We start from the raw sequence: 22582 nt of genomic DNA on the forward strand, positions 1-22582 counted from the left end.
AAGCATGATCTTTTATTTTAATTTTTTTATTCAATTAAATTGTTGTGGGTGTGTTAACGATGGTATAGAGAAGTACACAATTATTGTAAATCAAAGATATACAAGGTTGTGTACTTCTTATCTGTTGCGACTGTAAATTTTTGTATCTTTCAGTTATACTTTAATTAAGTCATACAATGATTAAGGCACAAAGCCAATTTGCAAGTTTGGGGGAGGGTTTAAAGTGAAGCGTATAATCCTTTTCTTCATGGTCATAAGCATAATATTCACTACAGCCTGCGGGACAAATCCTGCTACCAGCACCAATAAGGAGCAGGAGCAATTCACCTATGAAGCCAAAGAAATATATTCAGCCAATGGAAGCAAAGGCATTTTATCCATTGCTATGGGAAGCAACGGAGAACTGGCGGTATACAACTACTATGAAAAAAAAGATATACATATTTGACAAGGAAGGCAGTAAAACCGGAGAAACCGAAGTGGGGGAAAACTGGGACGGGGTATTGGCCTTTGGCAAGGACAACAAGCTTTATGCGCTGCTGCAATACCGTGAAAAAAATGAAAATAATGAGAATATATTGCTAAAGAGACAGCTGCAGATATATGACACTCAAGGTGGTGCTATTGAAAACCAAAGCGGAATAGCAGAAATCAAGGGGGAGAGCAAATACCTTACGGGAGAAATTGCGGAAAGAATAGAAGCAGACAGCAAAGGAAATATATATTGCCTTAAAGTAAATGGAGAAGTGGAAGTATTGGATACAAAGCTCAAAAATATTACCATTCTTCAAGGGAAAAAGTTTCTGGATATAGGCATAGATGAAGAAGACAATATAATAGGATTATGTTATGAAAGCGGTTCGGAAGTCTACATAGAGAAAATATCGAGCAAAGATCATAGGCCCATATGGAAGAAGGAACATGACAGCAATGAAGCTGCTGAATTAATATATTACAACGCGGCAGACAAAGCCCTATATGGTTTGAATGGAAAAGGCATATTTAAATATGACGACAAAGGGAATATAAAAGGGTATATAGCAGACACCACTCAATTATCAGGACTGGAAAGCATAAATAGATTCATTATAGATGAAGAAGAAAAAATATATGCCTTTGGGAAGGCCAGCAGTCAGAGCAAGCTGCTGGCATATGCTAAGACCGAAAAGAAAGAACAAGAAGAAACGGAGAAGAAGGAAATATTGCTATACTCCTATTATCCAGGAGACGATCATATCCATCAAAACATAAAAAATGTGATAAGGAAATTTGAAGAGAAGCATCCGGATATAAAGATCAAATTTGAAATTCATGACAACCTGCAGCAAATCAACACAGAGATTCTGACGGGGAAGGGGCCTGATATACTATGCGGGATATACCCATCCATGGGATATATCACAAAAGGTGTATTTCTTGATTTAAACCAAATGATAAACGCAGACAACGAATTCAATAAAGAAGACTATAATGAAGCGGTTATAGAAGGCTCCAAATATAAGGATAGCTTATATATAATGCCTTTGATATATACAAAGCAATTTTATATAGGCAATAAGAAGCTATTGGAGGACAAAAAGATAACAATAGATATGGAATGGACCTGGAGAGACTTATATGAAATCATGGGAAAAGTTAAGCAAAGAGACATATATGCTGCTCCCACATACCCGGAAGAATTTATATTATCAAGACTGGTTAAGGATGGTATGGACTACTATATCGATTGGGAAAATAAGGAAGCCAGGTTTGACTCCAAGGAATTCATAGAAACCTTGAAGCTTCTTATGGCCATAAGAAGCGGAAACTTTGAACACCCTGAAGCTAAGCCATTCCCTAAAAACGGAAGGAACTTAGAGCTTATCCAGAACAACACGTTGTTCTATCCTGACTTTCGTTCAGGAAGCTATGAATTCACGTATGTTCTTAGTCCATATTCAGATATTCTACTTCTTCCAAGGCCTAAACCTGAATACGGTGGCAGCAAATCATTTTTAGCATATAATGCGGGAATAAACAGCAATTCAAAATATAAGGACGAGGCCTGGAAATATATAAAGTATCTTTTAAGCGAGGATATTCAATTCTACATAGGCGAAAATGATATTCCGGTGAATAAGAGAGCGAACGAAAGAGTGCTGGAAATCCAATTGGAGCCAATGAAGAAAAGCGGTTTTGATGCAGATGCCAACCTGCAGGCGTTTAAGGACATAAATGGTAGCTTGAATAAAAATGAGGCATTAAGAGTGCCTGATGAATTATTCAATACCATATGGGAGGAAATCAAAACATATCTCTCCGGTGGCAAGAGTGCCGAAGAAACGGCTAAGACCATACAGAACAAGGTGGAGTTGTATCTTAATGAGTAAGGAAAAGGAAGCCTTTTATTTGGCTTCCTTATTTTTTATCGATTAAATTTATGACTTCTTCTATAGAATTGAGCTCAAATATATTTTCTGCCAGCAAATCCAAAACAGAAAGAGCAGCATTTCGTATATCATCTTGTAAAGACGTAGGCAGTACGCCAAATTTTTTGCTGAGAAGTCTTATCAATAATTCAGCTCTGCCTTCAGCTCTACCTTCAGCTCTACCTTCAGCCTTGCCTTTTTCCATGCCCTTCATCTCAGCAAACTTAAGGCTTGATATGGCGTCAAGTCGGGCCTTTTCACGGGCTGCATATTTTTCTCTCAATTCTTCATCTGCACTTATTTTTTTCAGCATTTCCATAGCTATACTCAGCTCCTCCCCCCTCTCGTTTGTTAATTATATTATATCAATAATTCCAAAAGGTGTAAATGAAATCAGCAGTAGAACAAAACGCTGGATCATGATTTCCATGCTTCATATACATTTTATCCTTAAAAAGTTACCTTTTGTCTCTTGCAGCTGTAAACTTTTGCCTCTTTCAGTTATACTTTAATTAAGCCATATAATGATGCTTGAACAAAACCAATTTACAAGTTTAAGGAGAGAGTTAAAGTGAAGCGTATAATTCTTTTCTTCATGGTCATAAGCATAATATTCACCACAGCCTGCGGGACAAATCCTGCTACCAGCACCAATAAGGAGCAGGAGCAATTCACCTATGAAGCCAAAGAAATATATTCGGCCAATGGAAGCAAAGGAATATCATCCGTTGCCATGGGAAGCAACGGAGAACTGGCTGTATATAACTACTATGAAAAGAAGCTATACATATTTGACAAGGACGGCAGTAAAACCGGAGAAACTGAAGTGGGGGAAAACTGGGACGGGCTATTGTCTTTTGACAAGGACAACAAGCTTTATGTGCTTCTCCAATACCTTGAAAAGAACGTAAACAAAGAAAATATATTGCTTAAAAGACAGTTAAGGATATACGACCCTCAGAGCAACACACTTAAAGAGCAAAGCGGAATAGTAGAAATCAAGGGAGACAGCAAATATCTTATAGGAGAAACCATTGATAAGATTGTTATAGACAGCAAAGGAAATATATATTGCCTGAAGGTAAGTGAAGAAGTAGAAGTATTAGATACAAAGCTTAAGAATGTAGCCACTATTCAAGGCAGAAAATTTCTGGATGCGGACATAGACGAAGAAGATAACATAGTAGGGTTATGTTATGACGCCAGTTCGGAAGCTTATATAGAGAAAGTATCGGGCAGGGAGCATAAATCTATATGGAAGAAGAGCTATAGCCAAAGTGATATACCGGAATCCATATACTACAATATAAAAAATAAAACCTTATATGAATTAACTTCGCAAGGCATAGCAAGCTGCGATGGTGAAGAAAACGCAAAAACAAATATAGCTAAGAGAGAGCAGCTTGAAGGTCTGGATAGCATATTATGTTTCATTGTGGATGAAGAAGAAAATATATATGCCAGAGGGAAAAGCGGCAGCACTCAAAAAGTATTGAAGCTTATAAAAACAGAAAACAATGAAGAAAGCATTGAGGATAAAAAGGAAATAGTGGTTTATTCCTATTATCCTCTTGACAGCAATGCCAGCAAATATATCGCAAATATAATAAAAAAATTTGAAAAACAATGCTCCAATATTAGTGTCCGTTTTGTATCGCATGAACAGCTTTATGATGTTAACAATCTTAGCAATTTGCCCTATATAAAACTTTTGAACACTGAGCTTATGGCAGGTAAAGGACCTGATATATTATGCGGTTACTATCCTGTTAGAGAGTATATAGACAGCGGTATACTGGAAGAACTGGATGAAATGCTAGAGAACGACAGCAAATTTGACACAAAGGATTATTATGCGATTCCGATAGAAGGGTCGAAATATAAGAATAATCTTTACATTCTGCCGGTTTTTTATAGTGTAAATTTCTACATGGGAAATGAGAAGCTTCTGAAAGAACTGGAAGCAAACCCATCCATTCATTGGAGATGGGGCGACTTACATAAGATAAAAGAGAAGATAAAGAACGGAAATAAGAATTATTATGTTTTGCGTAAATATGATTATGATGAATACTTCTGGTTTGAAAATATAATTAGATGCGATATTGATTATTACATAGACTGGGATGACAAAAAGGCAAGTTTTGATACTAAAGAATTTATGGATGCTTTAAAGCTTTTAAAATCAATAAAAAATAAATTTATGTATCCTGAACATACCGGCAGCGATGAAAAGGGTCTTGACACCGCCAGAAAAAATATACTATTTTCCGCCATATCAACCGGAAGCTATCATTGGATAAACATCAGCAATCCCTATGACGAAGGCATGAGGCTTTTGCCCTGGCCCTGGGGAGAGTACACAGATACCAGAACCTTTGATGCTTATAATGTATCGATAAACAGCAGATCTCAAAATAAAGAAGAAGCATGGGAATTTGTGAAATACCTTCTTAGTGAAGATATTCAATTCTATTTAAGTGAAAACAATTTCGCTGTAAATAGGAAAGCCGATGAAAGAAGGATTGCTGCTTTTGCTGAAGAACTAGAAAAATATAATCTGCTGGGTGATGATAATATCGAGGCTATAAACGATATAAAAAATAGTCTGAATAAGAATGCGGCTTTAGGAATGCCTGATGAATTGTTCAATACCATCTGGGAGGAAGTCAAAGCATACCTTTGTGGCAGCGGGAGCGCAGAGGAAACGGCCAAGGTCATACAAAACAAGGTGGAACTATATTTAAACGAGTAGGAAGCGAAGCATCGCAAAACTATACTTATGCTTTAAAGGATTATAAAAGATTTGGGGGAAAGTGAAAATGAAGCGATTAACTCTCTTCTTCATGGTCATAAGCATAATATTCACTACAGCCTGCGGGGCAAATCCTGCTACCAGCACCGATAAAGAGCAGGAGCAATTCATATATGAAGCCAAAGAAATATATTCAGCCAATGGAGGCAAGGGCATTTCATCTGTTGCCATGGGAAGCAACGGAGAACTGGCTGTATATAACTACTATGAAAAAAAGATATACATATTTGACAAGGAAGGCACTAAAGCTGGAGAGATAGAAGCAGGAGAGAGCTGGGACGGGTTATTGGCCTTTGACAAGGATAATAAGCTTTATGCGCTGCTGCAATACCGTGGGAAAAATGATAAAAACGAGAATATATTACTAAAAAGAAAGCTGCAGGTATGCGACGCTCAAAGTGATGCTATTGAAAACCAAAGCGGAATAGTAGAAATCAAGGGGGATAGCAAATACCTTACGGGAGAGCTTGTGGAAAGAATAGAAGCGGACAGCAAAGGGAATATATATTGCTTGAAAGTGAGCGAAGAAGTAGAAGTATTGGATACAAAGCTTAAAAATGTCACCACTCTTCAAGGGAAAAAGTTTCTGGACATAGACATAGATGAAGAAGACAACATAATGGGATTATGCTATGACACCAGTCCGGAAGCTTATATAGAGAAAGTATCGGGTAAGGATAATAAATCCATATGGAAGAAGAATTATAACCAAAGCGACGTGCCGGAATCCATATATTACAACATAAAAAGTAAGAACCTGTTTATATTGAACTCTCAAGGCATTGCAAGCTGCGATGATAAAGGAAATATAAAAGCAAATATAGCTAAGAGAGAAAAGATAGAGGGGTTGGATAATATATTCCGATTCATTATAGATGAAGAAGAAAACATATATACCCTGGGGAAAAGCGGTAGCGCAATGAAGATTATTAAATATATCAAAACTCAAGTAGATGAGAGCGATGGTACTGCAACGGCTAAAAAAGAAATAAATGTTTACTTTTATTCACCTTATCCTCATCATGTTAGGCAAGAGGTTATGAGTATAATAAATAAGTTTCATAACGCATATCCCAATATACATGTGAATCTCATAGAGACAAACGATATTAACCAGCTAAATACGGAAATATTGGCAGGCAAGGCAGATATTTTATTTGGCTATTATTACGTTAAAGACTATATTTCAAAAAACCTTCTGGCAGATTTGGAGGAAGCAGCGAAAAATGATGCAGACTTTTATATAAATGACTATATTGACAACATCATTGAAGCCTCGAGGTATAAAGAGAAACTATATATAATTCCCGTATTATATGAAATACAACCCTTTGTTGGCAACAAAGCCTTATTGGGGAAAAATAATATAGAGTTAGACATTGATTGGACCTGGATAGATTTTTACAAAGCAATAAATAAAGCCAATGAAAAGGGAGAAAAATGCTATGGGTTACTTAAAATTATGGAAGATGAAGACTATTGGTTCCAAAACACAGTTAGAGATATTCTCGACTATACTATTGACTGGGACAAAAAGGAGGCCAAATTTGAATCTAAAGAGTTCTTGGATACTATTAAGCTGCTGAAAGAGATAAAGAGCTGTAACAGATATATACATCCTGAAGCGCAAAGTCTCGTGCGTGGGGGAAGAAATAAGGAACTTATTGAGAATGAGACCCTGTTCTATCCTGGGTGGCCGGTGACATACCACAATATACTTATATTCCGCTCATATCCTGAGGGTATTGTTGTTTTACCCGAACCCAGAAGCGAGTATAGCAATAGCATTCCTTTTTTAAGCTATAACGCAAGCATATTGGAAGGCTCAAGCGAGAAAGAAGAAGCTTGGCTGTTTATAAAATATCTTTTGAGTGAGGACATACAGTTTTATCTGAGTGAAAAAAGTATGGTCATTAATAAAGAAGCCGATAACAAAAGGCAGGAAGCTGTATATGAAGAGTTTAAAAACTATAATAAAGACAGCAAAAATATTATAGAGGCTACAAACAAAATTAAGAATAACCTCAATAAAAATGCGGCTTTGCAAGCCCCTGATAAATTGTTCAATACCATATGGGAGGAAATCAAAGCATACCTTTCCGGCAGCAAGAGCGCAGAAGAAACGGCTAAGACCATACAAAACAAGGTGGAATTGTATCTCAATGAGTAATAGTAAAGGAGGGTGAGAAATTGGATATCAAGGATTCCTTTATACATACTTTTGATACCAGGCAAGGGTATTATCTATATGATGTCAATACCAATTCCATTCTAAGCATAAATAGAAATCTATATGAATACATAAACAAAAGAAGAAATGGATCTTCTGAAATCAAGGAAGAGCTGGAAGAGAAGATCAAGGAAATGATCAGTCAAGGTTTTCTATCAGCAAAGAGAGTCAGAAAAATGGAGCATTCCTTTACACCATTGATTCCATATTTTATAAAAAATAGGCTTAGTTCTATAACATTGTAGGTGACCCAGCAATGCAATTTGAGATGTGAATACTGCGTTTATTCGGGTTCGTATAAGAATAGGATACATGATGATAAGAGTATGAGTTTTGATATTGCAAAGAGGGGCATTGATTTTCTGATAGAAAACTCATCTGAATCCAATATGATAAACATAGGCTTTTATGGAGGCGAGCCTTTGCTGAGACCGGATTTTATCATGCAATGCGTGGAATATGCAAAGGAGCAGGCAGAGGGACGAAATATATTTTTCAATATGACTACCAACGGAACCTTGCTTAATGGAAAGACTGCTGAATATATGGCTGAGAATGATATTCATATATTGGTAAGTTTAGATGGTCCCGAGGAGATACACGATAAAAATCGTAAGTTTGCTTCCAACGGGAAAGGGACATTTAAAGTTATAATGGAAAACATAGCCGAATTGAAGAAAAAGCATCCTGAATATGTAAAGAAAAACATAAGCTTCAATGCGGTATTGGATGGTACCACAGACTTTAACTGTACTAACCAGTTCTTTTGTGAATATGAGGACATCAAGGATTTTAGGATAAATACCGCCTTAGTAAGCAATCAATATTCAAATAAAGATATAAGGATGAAAGAAAGCTTTTATATTAACAGCAATTATGAAAGATTCAAATTCCTGCTCTATAAGCTGGGAAAGCTGAATAAAAACTATGCCTCCAAGTTATATGAAACTGAGTTTGCAAGATCTATAGAAAGCATAAATGAAAGAAAGAATTATAAAAGCGTATCCAATAAAGAACATCACGGAGGGCCTTGTGTTCCGGGGTTGAACCGCCTTTTCATGGATACAAGCGGCACATTCTATCCCTGCGAGAGAGTCAGCGAATTATCGGAGCATATGAAAATCGGCAATATATATGATGGCTTTGATTTGGATAAAATGGATAAAATCCTTAATATAGGAAGGCTTACAGAAGATATATGTAGGAATTGCTGGGCCTATAGATTTTGTGATTTATGTGCTGCTTTTGCAGATAATATAGAGGGACTATCTAGGGAGAAAAAGCTTTCCAATTGTGCCGGAGTTAGGCATAATACTGAAGAGCGGATGAAAAACTATTGCATGATGAGGGAAATGGGATATGCTTTCAGTGATGAAGCAGCATATGCTTTGGAAGAGGAGGTATTGTGATGGATAGGAAAAGAGCTTTGGTATATCCATATGACAGTGAATCTGCTTTTTTGATAAGATTCAATCATCTCAACAAAGCTTTTGACTCTATAGGAGCTGTTTCCCCCAGAGGATGGGGATTGGTAGGCAAGGATGCAGGAGCTGCTGACGGGGGAGACGAGCTTGGGTTTAAAGTAGTCAAAGATTTTGAGGAATATAATGATAAGGATTATGATGCTGTTGCTTTAGTAGATTCATTTAAGGAGCTTGATTTCGAAAAAATAGTTTACCCAAAGCTAGAGCTTCTGGCTTCCAAAGGTAAGGATATCATAAGCCTTAAGAGAATTGAATCTTCCCACTTAAAACTTTTGGAGGAGTTATGCAGTAACAATAATGTTTCATTTCGGCACTTTGTGGATGAGAAAAAGCCGGACATGCCCCAGTTTACTAATATTTTGGATATAGATGTGCCTGTCATATTTGTTTTAGGGCTTGGAGATAGAACTCAAAAATTCAATATTCAGCTTTCGCTATGGGAAGGGTTAAAAAGCCTAGGCTATAATGTAAGCCAAATCGGGAGTAAAAATTACGGTAATATTTTTGGCTTTCATTCTTTTCCGAATTCTATGCTTAACAATAACATAGCTGAACAAGATAAAGTAATTTTATTCAATAGGATGGTAAAAAGAATAGAAATTAACGAGAAGCCGGATGTGATAATCATCGGGATACCGGGAGGCATTATGGCAATAAACAAAGATATTGCACAGGGCTTCGGTATAATTCCCTATATGGTTTCCCAGGCTGTAAATGCAGATGCTTCGATATTGAGCATATATTATGAAGAATATAATGCAGATTTTTTCAAGGAAATAGAATTATTGACCAGGTATAGATTTAGAACTCCTATAGATTGTTTCAACCTATCCAATGTAAAGATAGATTATGCAGAGGTGGAACAGTCCAGGCAAATGAGCTATCTCATGGTTGATAGAGCTTTTATAGACAATAAAAAGAATAAATATGAGGGTGCTAATAAAGCTTTTTTTAACATTTTGAACGAAAATGATCAAAGAAATATAGCCAGATATATTGTTAATGTACTTTCCGGGGAAGAAGCAATTGAAGATGTACTATAAACTAGAGGAGGGATTCAAATGGGAGAAATACAGAAGCTGAAGAGAATTTTTAAAGATATTGTAAAATTGGATTTTGACAATATGAGTGAATCGCATTTAGACAAGCATCTTCTGAGTCAATGCTTTGACCTTAGGCCAAGGGACTTGGTATATTTGCTCTATGCAATTGAAAAAGAATTTGGGATAACGATTCCCCAGGAAGCTATTGCTGAAGGCAAGTTTTCAAGCTTTAATAATATCTATTCAATTATAACTTCTCAAGAGGGCCATAAGGTTATATGAAATGAGAGATATTCATGTTGCAATAATTGATGATGGAGTAAACGAAGGTTACTATGGTCCCTTATATTTAGAGCATAATATTATAATTACCGAAAATCTTGAAGCAGTGGACAGGCATGGGTATGACAGATGCAAGTACAGTCACGGAACAGTATGTGCAGGGATAATAAAGAAATATTGCAGCGATGCAAAATTAAGCAGCATTAAGGTTCTCAATGATAATATGCAGGGGAATATAGAGAGGCTGATATATGGAATAAAATGGTGCATAGATAAAGAAGTAGATATAATAAACTTGAGTATAGGAACAGTACACAGTAAAGACAAGAAGCCATTGAAAAAAATTGCAGATAAAGCTTCTGATAAAGGTCTGATCATTGTCGCTGCCAAGTCTAACGAGGATATAGCAACTTATCCCGCCTGTTTCCATAATGTATTAGGCATAAAGTCGGATAAAAGCGATATATTGAAAGAAGGGCAGTTTACTTATAATTTTCAATCTGCCGACGGTATTGAGATAACGGCTTGCGGCAGACATAGGCTGGTGAATTATCAGGGAGAGGAAAAAACAACATCAAATTGGAATAGCTATGCCGTTCCCATGATTTCAGCCATTATAGCAGACATAATAGGCCATAATGGCAATCTACCGCTAACAAAAATTAAAGAAATATTTTTGGAGAAGGCTGTGAAATAGACAGCCTCATATTTGTTTTTCTTATGCTTGTTTTGTACGATGATGAGGTATATGTTTATAATTAATAGCTGCAAATGGATAATTTTATAAATACTTTTCATAATCTTAATACTTTCTTAACATCTATTGATTCTATCTTAAAGAATTAGCTGTATAATTGATGATGGCAGGGATATACAAAAGTGGAAATGAGGTGGCGAAAGCATGAAAAAAACACTATCCAGGGCGATGCTTATTGCCCTGGTCATTGTATTGATTTGCTTATTATCCGGCTGCAAAGGGGGTAAAGAGGCGAGCAATGATAAAGATGCAGAAGATTCCTTTATGTACCAGGAAATAATAGTGAGCGATTTGCTTGGGATCAAAAACTTTGATTCGATAGACTTGAGCCATAAGGATGAAATAGGCGTCTATGATTATGATAAAGCGGAATTATCCATTCTGGGGAAAAATGAAGAAAAAGCAGAAAAAATAGAGTTGGGCAGAGGCGGCAGAAATTTATTTGCTTTTTCTGAAAACGATGACATATATATGTTGACTCAAGAGTATGAGAGAAATGGTGATAATGAAATAATCAAAATAAAAAGACAGCTTCATATATACTCACAAGAGAATAAAGAGGTAGCTTATGAAAGTGAAATAAAAGAAATAGGGAACAGTGAGAATATTAAAGATGAAATAATAAGGAAGATAAAAATAGACAGCACAGGGAATATGTACACTTTGAAATTAAACGGCTCTATAGAAATATTCGATGAAAAGCTGAATAACCTGCATAAGCTTGAAAAAGATACATACTGGGATATGGACCTGGATGAAAATGATAATTTGATCACATTGAGATATACCAAAACCTATGAAAAAATCCTTGAAGGCATGGATACGAAGAAATACTCTATCATATGGCAAAAAGAATATCCAAAAGAACAAGGGCCCTACATGATATATTATAACAAAGATACAAAAACCCTTTATGGTTTAAATCGCAGTATAATTTCAAAATATGATGTGGAAAAGGATAATATATCCAAGCTTCTGGATTACAGCAAGCTTTCTGCCGTTGAATATGTGGATGCCATAGCTGTAGATAAGGATGAAGTCATCTATATATGCGGGAGCTTTAAGGATGAGAGCAAGCTATTTCAATATATAAAAACAGATGAAAAACCCGATATAAAAGCAGACAAGATAGAATTGAATTTTGAAGCGGTGGATTACCTGGGCTTTCTTTCAAATGCGGCTAGAGAATTTGAGAAAGAACATTCCGATATAAAGATAAATCTGATAAATACAAGGGGTATTCCCTATGAAGAATACAGGGAAAGGCTGAATACAGAGCTGATGGCAGGGAAAGGCCCTGATATACTATGCGGCTTTGGCTATTATACCAAGGATTACATGAATAAGGGACTGTTTGTGAATATGGATGAAATGATAAAGAAGGATAAGAAATTCGATATCAATGACTATTATTTATCCCTTATCGATGGTTCAAGACATAATGGCGGACTCTATGCTCTCCCCCTCACCTATATGTTTGAATGCTTTGTTGTAAATGAAGGGCTCCTGAATGAAAAAGGGATAGAGATACCTGAGAATTGGACATGGAAGGATTTTTACGATATAGCTGAGAAGATAAGGGAAAGCTCCTCTGACAGAGAATGCTACATGCTTCCTAAGCTCGTAAATGGCTGGATGCCGCTGTATACGATGATAATTCAGGATATGGACTATTATATAGACCGGGAGAAAAAAATTGCAAGATTCGATACTCAGGAATTTATGGACATTTTGAAAATGTATAGATTCATGGAAAGCCAAGGTTTATTCCATCCGGATATAGATGAGGTTTCCTTTATAGAGTCGTCAAACAGAATAGATACAAGCAGCATTTTATTCTTTTTAAATAGCGGGACCGGCATTTATTATGAATCATCCGATTGGCTGGGAGAGGCTTTCAAAAATGGCTTTAAGATAATTCCCGCCCCAAAAGGCATACATACAGGTACGATGTTTTTTCAAGGACGAAACATATATATAAATAAAAGCACAAAATACCAGGATGAATGCTGGGAGTTCATAAAGTATCTGCTGTCTGAAGAGATGCAAAAGCAATTAGCGGAGCGAAATGATTATGTAATAAATAAAAAGGCGGATGATTTTGCCCTAGAAAGCTTCAGGAAATACCAATCGGAGCATCCCGGTGAATTCAAACATGCCATTACAGATGGTGAAATAGAGCAGATAAGGAATGTTATCAATAATGCGCTTAATAGAAGTCAATTCTATGATGAGTTGGGTTCCATCATAGAAAAAGAACTGGTATCTTTTATGGACAATAAGAAGAGTGCCGAAGAAACAGCCAAGGGCATACAAAACAAGGTGCAATTGTATCTTAATGAGTAGCATGGAAGATTGAGCACATACTCACATTTGTTGTGCCATATGGTAAAATTTGATATAATGGTTCTATATATAAAAGAACTAACTTCGTTGTCATCCTGAGGGCTATGCCCGAAGGATCCAATTTGAGATTCTTCAGTCGCAGGCTCCTTCAGAATGACCGGGGCTGCTTTCGTTTATCGTTGTGCGGATACCGCATGAGAATTCTGAGCGTAAGCGAAGAATCTAGATCCTTCGGTCGTTCCTCTCACGGATGAGATTTAATGTGTTTAATATACTGTATATAATCAAAATAATGCAATAAGGAAGATGATTATGTTTTCAAAATTTAAAAAAAAGGAAACCATAATGGCTCTGATTCTCATTGCACCAAGCGTTATAGGCTTATTGATATTTTATATAATACCCTTTATATGGATGATAATATATTCTTTCTTTGACAGTCCCATCAATGGGAAGTTTGTGGGCATCCAAAATTATATAGGTCTTCTCGGCAACAACGCTTATAAGCAAGCTGTTGCCAATACGGCCATATTCACGGGCATAAGCGTTCCTCTTATAATCATCCTCTCATTGCTGCTATCCATGCTTTTGAATAAGAAGATACGCTTTTCCCATGAATTCAGGACTGCCTTTATAGTGCCGCTGGTAGTGCCTGTAGCATCTGTCATAATCTTCTTCGAGCTCTTATTCGACTACAGGGGATTTTTAAACCGGATACTGGATTTTTTTAATATAGCGCCTATTGATTGGATGAATTCATCCTATGCCATGATAGCTGTCATAACAATATATATCTGGAAAAACGTAGGCTATAATATAATATTGTTTCTTGCAGGGCTTCAAGGCATACCCAAGGAATATTACGAAGCCGCAAGCATAGACGGAGCAGGACCGGCAGCAAAATTCTTTCACATCACACTTGTCTATCTTATGCCTACCACATTTTTTGTAATAATAATATCCATCATCAATTCCTTTAAGGTATTCAGAGAGGTATATCTTTTGGCAGGGGATTATCCGCATCAAAGCATATATATGCTTCAGCACTATATGAACAATGCCTTCAGAAAGCTGGATTATCATAAGCTGGTCACTTCGGCCATATTGATGACCTTGGTGATCTACATATTCGTTTTCATTCTGTTCAAGGTGCAAAAAAGAATTAATGATGCCATCGGAAATTAGGGGGTAGAAGGATGGGCAGGATAAATGCAAAGATCACCACTGCGATTCTCATAGCTTTGGCTTTATTGATGCTGTTTCCTCTGATGCTTACCGTGACCAATTCCTTTATGAGCAGCCGGGAGATAAACGATAATTACACCAGCTATGACGAGGAGGATAAAGGAAAATTCTTCTCCATCAAGCTGATACCAAACTCCGTAACCCTAAGGCAGTACTATGATGTTCTCATTGCCAAGCATAAATTCCTGAGGATGTTCTGGAACTCCGTATTTGTAGTATTACCCATTGTTGCAGGGCAGGTCATCATATCCTCCATGGCAGCCTTTGTTTTTGCCAAGCTGAATTTTAGGGGCAGGGATTTCTTGTTCTTCATATATATCATCATCATGATGATGCCCTTTCAGGTCACTCTGGTGCCCAATTATATAACCCTGGACAAATTAGGGCTTATTGATAAATACTCATCTATCATATTTCCCGGGGTCTTTGGAGCTTTTGGAGTGTTTTTGCTGAGGCAGTTCATGATGACCATTCCCAACGAATGCATAGAAGCAGCGAAGGTTGACGGCTGCTCTTTGATACAAATATTTTTCAAAATAATACTGCCCTTATCTAAAGGGGGTATAGCGTCTCTGGCCATATTATCCTTTATAGACAATTGGAATATGGTTGAGCAGCCCCTGATATTCCTGAAGGATGCCAATAAATATCCTTTGTCCATATATCTTTCGAGGATAAACAATGCGGAGCTTGGCATTGCATTTGCAGCCGGCATAATATACATGCTTCCCATGCTGCTCATGTTCTTGTATGGAGAAAACTATTTGGTGGAAGGCATTTCACATTCTGTTATAGATGAAGGGGTGGAAAAGGGTGAATATATCTGAAGTAAAAAAGCCGGTAGGGGATAGAAAAAAGAAAATATCAAATCTGGCCAAAATTTTTTTTGGTGTCATCATAGTCCTTACCTTTTTCTCCAAGAGCTTTTATAGCTGGACTCTGCCCAAGGTCAGGGCTGAGAGCATCGGCTCCGGCAGCTTGACCAAGGAAATAATGGGTGAGGGGATAATAGAGGCAAAGGACAGGGTAGAGCATTATGTATCCGTGAGAGGCCGGATAAAGGATATAAAGGTCAGCCCGGGGGATGAGGTAAAAAAAGGCCAGGTCATCATGATAATCGATAAAGGGGAATTGGAAAAGGAGCTGGAGAGAAGCGATATTGAGCTTTCAGAACTGAAGCTCCAATATGAGGGTATTATATCGGATAAAGAGATAAACAGTGTGAACTCCTATGAGAAGAAGCTCAAGGAATTGGAGGAGGATCTAGCCTTAAAGGAGCAGGATTATTTAGTATATAAAGCATTGTATGAGAAGGGTGCCGAGTCGAGAAGTGCATATGAAGCCAAGGAGAGGGAATACAACTCGGCAAAGTCTCAGCTCGACAGCCTGCAGAAGGATTTCGAGCTGCAGCAGCAAAACAGCTCCAGGGATGTAGAGTCTGCAAAGCTTGCAATAGCCAAGAAGGAGCTGGATATAAGGGATATACGGGAAGAGATTGACAACTGTACCATTGTTGCTCCTTCCGACGGCATAATAAAGGAAATAAATTTCAAAAAAGGCATGATGCCTGATGACTCTGTCCCTGCATGTATACTGGATAATATGACCGGCGGCTTTGAGATAGAGGTGGATTTGAACAGCCAATTGTGCGAGTACATAAATTTGGGAGACGAGGTCCAAATAAGGATCAAGAACAGGGGAAATATGTCCATAGACGGAGAGATAAAAGCCATAAGCGACAAGAAGGGAGATCACAACAGGAAAACTGTTGCGGTGGACCTGGGACAGGCAGACTTGCTGGGAGGGGAAGCGGGAGAGCTCTATCTGAAAAAGAAGATAGGTTCCTATGACATAATAGTGCCCAGATCAGCGATAGGAAAGGACAGCGACGGGGAATATGTATTTGTCCTGGATGAGAGAGAGGGGCCTCTTGGCAAGGAGTATAGCGTTTCAAGGTGCAAGGTGACGGTAGGCGATTCGGATAACAGCTATATAGGCATACTGTCGGGACTGCTGGGCAACGAAAAGGTTGTAGTCTACAGCAATAAGAGCCTGTATGACGGAAGCTCCGTAATACTGGATAAATAAAGTGAGGTGGGGGTGGATGAGAAAGGGACGTATTTTTGCAGCCATATTTATTTTTATTCTGACAATGCTCCTTACCAGATCAATATATTTCAAAACTCAGGAATTATACGGGAATGTAGGGTATGAGCGCTTCTCCGTCAGGCTTAAGGGGGATTCGCTGCTCGAAGATGCCTTTGATAAGGCTGATGCGGAGGAATTGGAGAGGATACTGGCTCCTGAGCTCATGACTTATTATGCCTTCAATAAGGGGCAGGCAGCATCGGAGCGGTCCAGAGCCGGAGCATTGATCTGCGGTATAAAGGGAGAATACAACGAATTTTATAATATGAGATTAAGGAAAGGCTCCTTTTTAAATGAAAAGGATCATGCGGATGAAAACTATGTGACGGTCATAGATGAGAAGCTGGCAGAAAAACTTTTTGGTTCGGCGGATGTAATAGGTCTGGATATATATATGTTTGATAAAAAATTTAAGATAATCGGAATTACAGGGGATGACTTATCTATAGCCGGGAGGCTTATACAAAAGGATCTGCCTTATGCATATGTACCTCTGAGCATAATGGAAGAGGCGAATCAAGGCTGCAAAATTCCAAATATTGAGCTTAAGGCCTGGGAGGATTCTTTGGATAAGGCTTTGATAGAGGATAAAATAGCTTTGATAGGCAGAAACCCTGATGATTTTTACATAGAGGACTGGAATGAGCTCGGAATAATGACCAAACAGAGGTTTGATATATTGTTTTTTGTCATGGGAATATATTGCATATGCTGCTTGCTTATTGCTGCCTATAAAATCTTTAGAAATTTTATAGAGCTTTCGAAAAGCTATTTGAGAGACAATTATTTTTCAAACATGATCAAAGATATGGGCATAAAGCTTTTAACTGCCCTCGGAAAGATAGCGGGAATTCTCACTGCCGTGATATTGATTTGGAAGGAAATCTCTTTTGATTTGTATATTTCCCCGGAAAGCTTCCCGGAGGACCCTATGAGCATGAAAGAAATTTTCGGGGCAGTGAGGAATGCCCTGTCGGAATTCATCAAGACGGATAATTCCTACATTCTCAATCCTAATCTGGTCATCAGCTTTTTGAGCAAACAGGGAAGCTTGATTTTTATGCTGTCTTTGCTTTGCGAGCTCTATATTTTGCTTTTTATAATGAGGAACATAAGCGGATATTTCCATAGCGATGCAGAAGCTGTAAGGTATTTGAGCTACGGCTTCGGGGCTTCGATTTTGCTGTCCTTTTTTATTATTCATATGATGGGACTTACCGCAGAATTGCCGGTAAAAACTATCATATTATTATGGGCAGGCTTTTTCGCTATAGCCGTGGTTGGCAGTGATAAATATACGAATCTGGGATTGTGAGGGTAAAAGATGAGTAAGATTGTGCTAAAAAATATTAATAAAATATATGAGAATGGTTTTCATGCCGTAAAGGATCTGAGTCTTTCCATTGACTCTCAGGAATTTGTGGTTTTGGTAGGCCCTTCGGGATGCGGTAAGACCACTACCCTGAGAATGATAGCAGGGCTTGAGGAAATAACAAAGGGAGAGCTCTATATGGATGACAAGCTGATGAACCATGTGGAGTCAAAGGATAGGGATATAGCCATGGTCTTTCAGAACCATGCCCTATATCCCCACATGTCCGTTTTTGACAATATGGCCTTCGGGTTGAAGATGAGGAAGGTAAATAAAAAGGTTATATATGATAAGGTAACCGAAACCGCCAAATCCCTTGGCATAGACAGCATGCTCACGAGGAAGCCCCATGAGCTCTCCGGAGGCCAGAAGCAGAGAGTGGCGTTGGGCAGGGCTATTGTGAGGAGCCCCAAAATATTTCTCATGGATGAGCCCTTATCAAATCTTGATGCAAAGCTGAGGGTCCAGATGAGGACAGAGATCGTGAAGCTCTATCATAGATTGAACACCACCTTTATATATGTGACTCATGATCAGACGGAAGCCATGACAATGGGGACCAAAATTGTGGTGATGAATGAAGGCTATATACAGCAGGTTGCCGATCCCCAGACCATCTATGATAAGCCCGCCAATGTCTTTGTAGCTTCTACCATAGGAAGCCCTCAGATGAATTTTATAGATGCTCGTGTGTCGGCAGAAGATGGATATGCTTATTTTAAATTCGGAGACTTTAAGGTAAAAGCATCTGCTGATACTTCAGAAGCATTGCTGAAATCCGGGTATAAGGATAAAGAGGTAATAATCGGTATAAGGCCTGAAAATATCAGGGTTGCAGAAGAAAAGAACAGGGAAGCCCTGTCATTGAGATTGGAGCTTATGGAAATACTGGGCTCTGAGAATCTTTTTTATCTGGAGCTTATGGGCGGCAGCCTGGTAGTCAAGGCAGATTCAAGGCATAAAGCCTATATAGGCAGCTATATGGATCTGTGCTTTGATGCTGAAAAAATCCACGTCTTTGACAAGGACACAAAGGATTCGGTCATCTGTTGAACGAGACTTCATTGTTATGAAAGTTCAGCTTCGTTGTCATCCTGAGGGCTATGCCCGAAGGATCTTATTTTAGATTCTTCAGTCGCTTTGCTCCTTTAAAATGACAGGAAATATTTTTGTTTATCGTTGTGCGGATTAATATTATAACCATAGGAAGGTGAATCTTCATGCTGCATATTGCTGTTTGCGATGATGAAGGAGCAATTTGTGTACAGATGAAAAACGCATTGGAACAAATTGGCCAAGCTATCCAGGAAAGAGTGGAAATCGAGGTATTCCATTCCGGGGAGGAATTGTGCAAATTTCTCTATGAAGGCGTATACTTTGATATCATCTTCCTGGATATTGAACTGATTGTGATGAATGGCGTAGAGGTAGGAAGAAAAATCCGTGAGGAAATGAACAACCAGGATACCCACATCGTCTACATATCAGGAAAAGACAGCTATGCAATGGAGCTTTTTGAGATAAGGCCGCTGAATTTCTTGATCAAACCTATTAAATACGAAAAAATAGAGGAAGTATTTAAGACTGCCTTAAAGCTTATCCAGAATAATGATCAAGTCTTTGAATATCAGAATGGGCGCTCTTATCATAGGATACCGGTAAAAGATATACTGTATTTTGAAAGCCATGGCAAGAAGATAGAAATCAATCTGACAAATGGAATACAAGAGTTCTATGGAAAGCTGTCAATGATTGAAACGCAGCTTAATAAATTAGACTTCATATCTATTCATAAATCCTATTTGATAAACTACGCTCACGTGATCGAGTCACAATATGACCAGGTTAGAATGTCAAATCATGCTGTCCTGCCTATAAGCCAGCCGAATAGAAAGCAGGTTCGTGACAGGCTTCTGCAAATGAGGCAGAGGGAGGAAAAGAATGATGCTTGATAGCTATGATATCATTTATTTGCTATCCAATGTTTTTGGCGCTTACACAATTTTTAAGTTCATGTGCATCTTTTTCGAACGGCATGAGACTAATAAGAAGGTAGAATTCATTACATATGTGTTGTACTACATAGTCATAGGGGCTATATACATAACCTTCGATAATCCTGCTGTCAATCTATGTGCAAATCTCATCTTTTTTTTCCTGCTGACCTTCAACTATTCTTCCACATGGAAATTAAGGCTGATTGCCACCGCTCTTACCTATGTAATACTTTTATCCCTTGAAGCTTTAGTGGTATTTGGATTAAGATTCCTTAATCTAAATCGGTTTACAGATAGTGCTGATATAGAATTGATCATCGCTTTGCTCAGCAGCAAAATGATTTCATATATCGTGATGCTTGCTCTTTCAAACTTTAAAATGATAAAAAATGAAGTTAAAATTTCTCCTATGCACTGGTTAGCAATAGCTATAATACCCATAGGAACATTATTTTCTACTATTATGTTCGGTGTTGCAAAAAGTGAATATGATTTATCATTAGTTTTGGTAGGAATTTTAATATTATTTATTATAAATATATTTGTGTTTTACTTATATGATGCTTTGATGGAGTCCTACCATGAAAAAATGGAAAAAGAATTGCTGTATCATCAGAACAATGCTTATATCAAACAATTGGAGATCATCAATCAATCCCAAGAGAATATTAAAATCCTCAGGCATGACCTAAGAAATCATATGTCGGTATTGCAGGTGCTGATAGAAAAAAATGATAGTATAGAAGCTTTGAAGTATATGAAAAGTATTTTTGATTTTATAAATTTTGGTAATGGATATATAAAATCCGGCAATACGGAAGTGGATAGCATATTGAACTATAAAATTCATGAAGCCGAAAAAATAGGTATAGAAGTTGATATAAACCTAAACATTCCTGAAAAACTGAATATTGATCCCTTTGATCTGAGCATTGTCTTAGGCAATTTGCTTGACAATGCTATAGAAGCAGCATCAAAGCTGGAAAAGGCAAAAGTGATCAAAGCTTCTTTAGAATTAGACAGAAACATATTATACATAAGCATTTCCAACCCATTTGATGGTAATCTTCTTTATAAAGCCGGTAAGCTTAAAACAACCAATAAGGAGAAGGAAAACCATGGATTTGGGCTGAGAAGCGTGAAAAAAGCCATCGGTAAATATAACGGAACAATAAATATTCATCATACGGACACAATGTTCTATGCGGATGTGCTTATGTATAACCATGTCAATACTTTTTTAAAAGAAATATTGTAAGTTTTACCAAAAACATATATGAGTTTTTCCAACTTACCCCATCAGGGGTATTTTTTATTGTAAGATGAAGCTAGCGATTTAATAAAATATAAGGAGAGGGGGTGATGGTCATGAAGAAGGTATTAATAAAGTTGGGTGGCGTGATTGCCAGTCTTGCATTGATGGTGACAACAATGAATGTGAATACAACATGTATATGGTTGATCCACCAACCTAAGCTGCCAAAAGGCGCAGAAAAGCTTCGTAAATTTAAATGACTGTAAATTTGCTTAATAAGATTACAGATAATCTAATCGCTGACGGAATTATAAGAGCCGAAGAAAGAGAATTAGCAGAATTGCAAAAATGGGTTTAGATTACGTACTATCCTACATTCGCATCTAGTAGGAGATGATCCTTTTACAGGCATTGGATTATTTCATAAAATGCTTAAAGCCGAGAAACAGTAATTTGAAAGTGAAAATGGAGGGATTATTAATGACTAATAAAAAAGTATTATCATGCTTTTTAATATTAACCATTGCTTTCACAATTGTCTCCACGCCTATATTCGCTGCAAAAAAGGAAGAAAATTATGAGAATTATTATGAAAGCTACATTAAAAATATAATAGCTATTGAAAAGGTTATAGAAAAACATTTAAAATATGATGAAGAAAAGTATCTCTATTTAGACTTGAATAATATAGATTTATTGGCGAAAGAGGCTAATATATCAAAAGGGCTTGCAAAGAAAATATATGAAAGCAAGGTAGAGTTATTACAAGATTTAAAGAGTAATGGATTAACGGTAAACAGTCAAGGAGTGATTGTTTACAACAAAAATATAAATGATGATATTATTATAATGGGACAAATAGGTGATAATGGAAGAGAAGGTAGTGTTCAAATAAATCAATTCGAATATGTGAGCTATTTCGGTAAATTGAAGACACAAAAAATGTTAGACAATCTTAATAAAGGTAGCAAAATATTTAGTGGAATATCTATAGCTTCATTTAGCTATACAGCAATCTCAGTTATAACTTCTGTAGTTGCCCTTTCATTAACTTTTTATAGTGATTGGATAAACGATGCTTTTGTTGAAAGTGATTATAAAGGAGTAGCATTTTATACTTATCATATACCTGCTGATCCTGATATAACTGAAATATATCCTTGGTATGATGGTGCATAAATTATTGTTATAGGGAGGGTT

The 22582-nt window shown here is 37.3% G+C and carries 20 protein-coding genes; 19 read left to right on the forward strand and 1 reads right to left on the reverse strand.

What is annotated here, in order from left to right:
* Positions 1–223: 223 nt before the first annotated feature.
* The gene (locus tag AC4HCY_RS06610; RefSeq protein WP_491095639.1) at positions 224–448 is read left to right on the forward strand and encodes a hypothetical protein; all 225 of its coding nucleotides are present in this window, start codon (positions 224–226) and stop codon (positions 446–448) included.
* Entirely contained in the window at positions 423–2369 is a 1947-nt protein-coding gene (locus tag AC4HCY_RS06615) for an ABC transporter substrate-binding protein (RefSeq protein WP_491095640.1), read from the forward strand. Before AC4HCY_RS06610 ends, AC4HCY_RS06615 begins: the two co-directional genes overlap by 26 nt.
* A 28-nt stretch (positions 2370–2397) precedes the next feature.
* Here the strand turns inward: AC4HCY_RS06615 and AC4HCY_RS06620 are convergent, their stop codons facing one another.
* On the reverse strand, positions 2398–2727 hold the full coding sequence (locus AC4HCY_RS06620) for a DUF4351 domain-containing protein (protein WP_491095641.1): 330 nt from the start codon (positions 2725–2727) through the stop codon (positions 2398–2400).
* A gap of 252 nt (positions 2728–2979) precedes the next feature.
* On the opposite strand from AC4HCY_RS06620, the gene AC4HCY_RS06625 reads away from it, so the two are divergent.
* The 17 genes from AC4HCY_RS06625 to AC4HCY_RS06705 all read left to right on the forward strand — a co-directional run bounded on the left by AC4HCY_RS06625 (position 2980) and on the right by AC4HCY_RS06705 (position 22561).
* Positions 2980–5163, forward strand: coding sequence for an extracellular solute-binding protein (locus AC4HCY_RS06625; RefSeq protein WP_491095642.1), 2184 nt, complete (start codon positions 2980–2982; stop codon positions 5161–5163).
* A gap of 67 nt (positions 5164–5230) precedes the next feature.
* Positions 5231–7393 carry an ABC transporter substrate-binding protein gene (locus AC4HCY_RS06630; RefSeq protein WP_491095643.1) on the forward strand — a complete coding sequence of 721 codons (2163 nt, stop codon included), beginning with the start codon at positions 5231–5233 and terminating at the stop codon, positions 7391–7393.
* A gap of 20 nt (positions 7394–7413) precedes the next feature.
* Entirely contained in the window at positions 7414–7698 is a 285-nt protein-coding gene (locus AC4HCY_RS06635; RefSeq protein WP_491095644.1) for a hypothetical protein, read from the forward strand.
* Positions 7699–8862 carry a Cys-rich peptide radical SAM maturase CcpM gene (gene ccpM / locus AC4HCY_RS06640; protein WP_491095645.1) on the forward strand — a complete coding sequence of 388 codons (1164 nt, stop codon included), beginning with the start codon at positions 7699–7701 and terminating at the stop codon, positions 8860–8862.
* Positions 8862–9980, forward strand: coding sequence for a TIGR04066 family peptide maturation system protein (locus AC4HCY_RS06645; protein WP_491095646.1), 1119 nt, complete (start codon positions 8862–8864; stop codon positions 9978–9980). The genes ccpM and AC4HCY_RS06645 overlap by 1 nt, the downstream gene beginning before the upstream one ends.
* Positions 9981–9998: 18 nt before the next feature.
* Positions 9999–10262 carry a peptide maturation system acyl carrier-related protein gene (locus tag AC4HCY_RS06650; protein WP_491095647.1) on the forward strand — a complete coding sequence of 88 codons (264 nt, stop codon included), beginning with the start codon at positions 9999–10001 and terminating at the stop codon, positions 10260–10262.
* A gap of 1 nt (position 10263) precedes the next feature.
* Positions 10264–10959, forward strand: coding sequence for a S8 family serine peptidase (locus AC4HCY_RS06655; protein WP_491095648.1), 696 nt, complete (start codon positions 10264–10266; stop codon positions 10957–10959).
* Between the two features lie 204 nt (positions 10960–11163).
* Positions 11164–13365, forward strand: a complete 2202-nt coding sequence (locus AC4HCY_RS06660) for an ABC transporter substrate-binding protein (RefSeq protein WP_491095649.1) — start codon at positions 11164–11166, stop codon at positions 13363–13365.
* Positions 13366–13677: 312 nt separating this feature from the next.
* The gene (locus AC4HCY_RS06665; protein ID WP_491095650.1) at positions 13678–14550 is read left to right on the forward strand and encodes a carbohydrate ABC transporter permease; all 873 of its coding nucleotides are present in this window, start codon (positions 13678–13680) and stop codon (positions 14548–14550) included.
* Positions 14551–14561: 11 nt separating this feature from the next.
* Complete coding sequence (locus AC4HCY_RS06670; protein WP_491095651.1) at positions 14562–15437, forward strand: carbohydrate ABC transporter permease; 876 nt, start codon at positions 14562–14564, stop codon at positions 15435–15437.
* Positions 15424–16698: an efflux RND transporter periplasmic adaptor subunit gene (locus AC4HCY_RS06675; protein ID WP_491095652.1), complete on the forward strand. Its 1275-nt coding sequence runs from the start codon at positions 15424–15426 to the stop codon at positions 16696–16698. The genes AC4HCY_RS06670 and AC4HCY_RS06675 overlap by 14 nt, the downstream gene beginning before the upstream one ends.
* A gap of 16 nt (positions 16699–16714) precedes the next feature.
* On the forward strand, positions 16715–18073 hold the full coding sequence (locus AC4HCY_RS06680) for an ABC transporter permease (RefSeq protein ID WP_491095653.1): 1359 nt from the start codon (positions 16715–16717) through the stop codon (positions 18071–18073).
* Positions 18074–18082: 9 nt separating this feature from the next.
* Positions 18083–19183 (forward strand): ABC transporter ATP-binding protein, encoded by a 1101-nt coding sequence (locus AC4HCY_RS06685; RefSeq protein ID WP_491095654.1) that lies wholly within the window; start codon positions 18083–18085, stop codon positions 19181–19183.
* Between the two features lie 167 nt (positions 19184–19350).
* The gene (locus AC4HCY_RS06690; protein WP_323430538.1) at positions 19351–20082 is read left to right on the forward strand and encodes a LytR/AlgR family response regulator transcription factor; all 732 of its coding nucleotides are present in this window, start codon (positions 19351–19353) and stop codon (positions 20080–20082) included.
* Positions 20072–21385, forward strand: a complete 1314-nt coding sequence (locus AC4HCY_RS06695; protein WP_491095655.1) for a sensor histidine kinase — start codon at positions 20072–20074, stop codon at positions 21383–21385. The genes AC4HCY_RS06690 and AC4HCY_RS06695 overlap by 11 nt, the downstream gene beginning before the upstream one ends.
* A gap of 110 nt (positions 21386–21495) precedes the next feature.
* Complete coding sequence (locus tag AC4HCY_RS06700; protein WP_323430536.1) at positions 21496–21642, forward strand: cyclic lactone autoinducer peptide; 147 nt, start codon at positions 21496–21498, stop codon at positions 21640–21642.
* 220 nt (positions 21643–21862) lie between these two features.
* The gene (locus AC4HCY_RS06705) at positions 21863–22561 is read left to right on the forward strand and encodes a hypothetical protein (RefSeq protein WP_323430535.1); all 699 of its coding nucleotides are present in this window, start codon (positions 21863–21865) and stop codon (positions 22559–22561) included.
* Positions 22562–22582: the final 21 nt, after the last annotated feature.

This window comes from Lutispora sp. QWL-02, from assembly GCF_058315355.1.

Excerpts from the sequence above, each read along its gene's own strand:
- AC4HCY_RS06615 (WP_491095640.1), top strand. The coding sequence starts at position 423 with ATGAAAAAAAAGATATACATATTTGACAAGGAAGGCAGTAAAACCGGA.
- AC4HCY_RS06620 (WP_491095641.1), bottom strand. The coding sequence starts at position 2,727 with ATGGAAATGCTGAAAAAAATAAGTGCAGATGAAGAATTGAGAGAAAAA.
- AC4HCY_RS06630 (WP_491095643.1), top strand. The coding sequence starts at position 5,231 with ATGAAGCGATTAACTCTCTTCTTCATGGTCATAAGCATAATATTCACT.
- AC4HCY_RS06645 (WP_491095646.1), top strand. The coding sequence starts at position 8,862 with ATGGATAGGAAAAGAGCTTTGGTATATCCATATGACAGTGAATCTGCT.
- AC4HCY_RS06650 (WP_491095647.1), top strand. The coding sequence starts at position 9,999 with ATGGGAGAAATACAGAAGCTGAAGAGAATTTTTAAAGATATTGTAAAA.
- AC4HCY_RS06655 (WP_491095648.1), top strand. The coding sequence starts at position 10,264 with ATGAGAGATATTCATGTTGCAATAATTGATGATGGAGTAAACGAAGGT.
- AC4HCY_RS06660 (WP_491095649.1), top strand. The coding sequence starts at position 11,164 with ATGAAAAAAACACTATCCAGGGCGATGCTTATTGCCCTGGTCATTGTA.
- AC4HCY_RS06665 (WP_491095650.1), top strand. The coding sequence starts at position 13,678 with ATGTTTTCAAAATTTAAAAAAAAGGAAACCATAATGGCTCTGATTCTC.
- AC4HCY_RS06670 (WP_491095651.1), top strand. The coding sequence starts at position 14,562 with ATGGGCAGGATAAATGCAAAGATCACCACTGCGATTCTCATAGCTTTG.
- AC4HCY_RS06680 (WP_491095653.1), top strand. The coding sequence starts at position 16,715 with ATGAGAAAGGGACGTATTTTTGCAGCCATATTTATTTTTATTCTGACA.
- AC4HCY_RS06685 (WP_491095654.1), top strand. The coding sequence starts at position 18,083 with ATGAGTAAGATTGTGCTAAAAAATATTAATAAAATATATGAGAATGGT.
- AC4HCY_RS06690 (WP_323430538.1), top strand. The coding sequence starts at position 19,351 with ATGCTGCATATTGCTGTTTGCGATGATGAAGGAGCAATTTGTGTACAG.
- AC4HCY_RS06695 (WP_491095655.1), top strand. The coding sequence starts at position 20,072 with ATGATGCTTGATAGCTATGATATCATTTATTTGCTATCCAATGTTTTT.
- AC4HCY_RS06700 (WP_323430536.1), top strand. The coding sequence starts at position 21,496 with ATGAAGAAGGTATTAATAAAGTTGGGTGGCGTGATTGCCAGTCTTGCA.
- AC4HCY_RS06705 (WP_323430535.1), top strand. The coding sequence starts at position 21,863 with ATGACTAATAAAAAAGTATTATCATGCTTTTTAATATTAACCATTGCT.